Origin of the sequence: Nocardioides sp. (genome assembly GCF_034670285.1) — a bacterium.
In the GTDB taxonomy this organism is placed as follows: domain Bacteria; phylum Actinomycetota; class Actinomycetes; order Propionibacteriales; family Nocardioidaceae; genus Nocardioides.
Window position 1 is genome coordinate 1 of the sequence record NZ_JAXMNS010000463.1, and the last position, 2,749, is coordinate 2,749.

The window sequence follows — 2,749 nt, forward strand, 5'->3', positions numbered from 1 at the left end:
GGTGCACGACGCGCACAACCCCGACCCGTCCACGGCCTTCGCCCTCTCGCGACTGACCGACGCCGGCTACCTCAACACCTCGCCGATCGGGATCTTCCGGCAGGTCGAGCGGCCGACGTACGACGACCAGGCGCGCGCTCAGATCCAGTCGTCACAGGCCGCGGCCCCGGGGACCCCCCAGGAGCGGTTGTCGGCGCTGATCAACGGCGGCGACACGTGGAGCATCGTCTAGGTCGAGCGGCTCACGCCTCGCTCACGGGGCGGGGCAGTCCTGGTTCGGCTTCTTGACGCAGGTCACCCATGCCGGGCTGTAGGTGGCGTTCTTGCGTGCCCGCCACACCCACGAGCCCGTCGTCGGGGCGTAGACCCGCATCGTGTAGCGGCCCTTCTTGTTGATCTTGGCCTTGCGGTACTTCTTGAAGTTGCAGGTGCCCTTCTTCTGGTTGCAGCTCGTCGCCTTCTGCACCTGCACGGGGCCCTTCTTGGGCCGGATGACGCCGGTCAGGAAGAGCTTGCCCTGGCGCCTGACGATCTTGCCGGTCAGCTTCTTGACCTTCGTGCGGGCGCGGGCCCGAGCCGACGCGGCGGACGACGGCAGCGGTGCCGCGGACGCGGCGGGCACCGTCCTGTCGGACGTGGTGACGGCGGCACCAGCAGCACCGGCAGCACCTGGACCTGCCGGCACGAGTCCGAGCAGGACCAGGGCGAGGAGGGCGACGAGGAGGAGGCGACTGGAGCGCATGGGGAGTCTCCTGTGACTGAAGCGAGGGCGGGTGACGACGGTCTCCGACGCCCAGCCCGAGAAAGTCCCACGGACGTGACGCCATAGTATCGGCGCGTGCCCGACCATCGCCGCGGTCTCCTGCTCGGGGTCGGCGCCTACGCCCTGTGGGGCGCCTTCCCGCTCTACTGGCCACTGCTCGAGCCCGCCGGGGCGCTCGAGATCCTCGCGCACCGGATGGTGTGGTCGATGCTCGTCATGGGCCTGCTGGTCCTCGTGCTCCGACGAGTGCCTCAGGTCCGCGCCATCGTCGCCAACCGCCGCGTGCGACTGCTGCTCGTCGTCGCGGCCGTGACGATCACCCTCAACTGGGCGACCTTCATCTACGGCGTCAACAGCGGCCGCGTGGTGGAGACGTCCTTGGGCTACTTCATCAACCCGCTCGTGACCGTGCTCCTCGGCGTCTTCGTGCTCGGCGAGAGCCTGCGCAGGCTCCAGTGGTGGGCGCTCGGGATCGGCGGCCTGGCGGTCGTCGTCCTGAGCATCGACTACGGCCGACCGCCGTGGATCGCCCTGGTGCTGGCGTTCTCGTTCGGCACCTACGCCCTGGCCAAGAAGACCGCCTCGGTCGGTCCCGTCGAGAGCCTGGCGTTCGAGACGGCCCTGATCGCGCCGTTCGCGCTCGGCTTCCTCGTCTGGCTCTCGGCGGCCGGGCGCTCGACCTTCACCGGCGAGGGTCTGGGCCACGCCCTGCTCCTGCCGACGACCGGCATCGTCACGGCGATCCCGTTGATCCTCTTCGGCGCCGCGGCGGTGCGGGTGCCGATGGTCAGCCTCGGGCTGCTGCAGTACCTCGCGCCGATGATCCAGTTCGCCCTGGGACTGATCGTCTTCCAGGAGTCGATGACTCCCGGCCGCTGGGCCGGCTTCGCGCTGGTGTGGACGGCGCTCGCGGTCTTCACCGTCGAGGCACTGCGCCACCGCCGCCGCCAGCTCATCCTGACCGTCGCGGCCTCCCCCGCCGCCTGAGCTCGTCGCCGAGAAGCTAGGCGGAGCGCACGGCGACGAGGTCGGCGAAGGCCTCGAGGGCTTCGCGCACCGGACCCTGCGGAAGCACGGCGAGCAGTGCCTTGGCCTCGGTGGCCCGGGCGATGACGTAGTCGCGGGCCTCGGCGAGGGCCGGGTGCGCGCGGAGCAGGTCGAGGGCCTCGGCGACCTCCGCCTCGTCGGTGATCGGTCCGGCGAGCAGCGCCTGGAGGCGGGCGTCGGCGGGGTCGGTGGAGGCCTGGGCCATCAGCGTCGGCAGGGTCGGCACGCCCTCGCGCAGGTCGGTGCCGGGGGTCTTGCCCGACTCCTCGGTCTCGGAGGCGATGTCGAGGATGTCGTCGGAGAGCTGGAAGGCCGAGCCGACGATCTCGCCGTACGCCGTCAGCGCCTCCTCGACGTCTGCGCCGGCACCGCCGAAGCGGGCGCCGTAGCGGGCCGAGGTCGCGATCAGCGAGCCGGTCTTGCCGGCCACCACGTCGAGGTAGTGCGCGAGCGGGTCCTCGTCGGGGCCGGGCTTGACCGTCTCGAGGATCTGACCCTCGACGAGCCGGGTGAACGTCTCGGCCTGGATGCGGACGGCGTCCGCGCCGAGCCGGGCGGTGAGCTCGGAGGACTTGGCGAAGAGGAAGTCACCGGTGAGGATCGCGACGAGGTTGTCCCAGCGGGCGTTGGCCGAGTCGGCCCCGCGCCGCAGGTCGGCCTCGTCCATCACGTCGTCGTGGTAGAGCGAGCCGACGTGGGTGATCTCCACGACGCAGGCCGCGGTGATCACGTCGTCGGACTCCGGGTGGGCCCCCGCCTCGGCGGCGAGGAGCACCAGCAGCGGCCGGAAACGCTTGCCGCCGGCCGACAGCAGGTGCTGCGCCGCCGTCGTGACGTACGGCGCCCGCGAGACCGCGTGGCCGAAGAGCGCCTCCTCGACCTCCGCCATCCGCTCCCCCAGCCGCCGGGCGAGCCCGGCGTCGCTGATGGGGAGGGCCA

At 71.5% G+C, this 2,749-nt stretch carries 3 protein-coding genes and 1 pseudogene; 2 read left to right on the forward strand and 2 right to left on the reverse strand.

Translation table 11 applies throughout. The annotated features are described in order from the left end of the window. Positions 1 to 232, forward strand: a pseudogene (locus VOI19_RS17675) (2-oxoacid:ferredoxin oxidoreductase subunit beta); the annotation flags it as partial. A gap of 21 nt (positions 233 to 253) precedes the next feature. Here the strand turns inward: VOI19_RS17675 and VOI19_RS17680 are convergent. Next, positions 254 to 742, reverse strand: coding sequence for a hypothetical protein (locus tag VOI19_RS17680; RefSeq protein WP_323794260.1), 489 nt, complete (start codon positions 740 to 742; stop codon positions 254 to 256). 96 nt (positions 743 to 838) lie between these two features. Between VOI19_RS17680 and rarD the strand changes: the two genes are divergently transcribed. Continuing rightward, a complete protein-coding gene (gene rarD, locus VOI19_RS17685) occupies positions 839 to 1,750 on the forward strand; it encodes an EamA family transporter RarD (RefSeq protein ID WP_323794261.1) in 912 nt (303 codons plus the stop codon). Between the two features lie 16 nt (positions 1,751 to 1,766). On the opposite strand, the gene VOI19_RS17690 is transcribed toward rarD, so the two are convergent. Then, on the reverse strand, positions 1,767 to 2,749 hold a 983-nt coding region (locus tag VOI19_RS17690; protein ID WP_323794262.1), incomplete at its 5' end, for a polyprenyl synthetase family protein.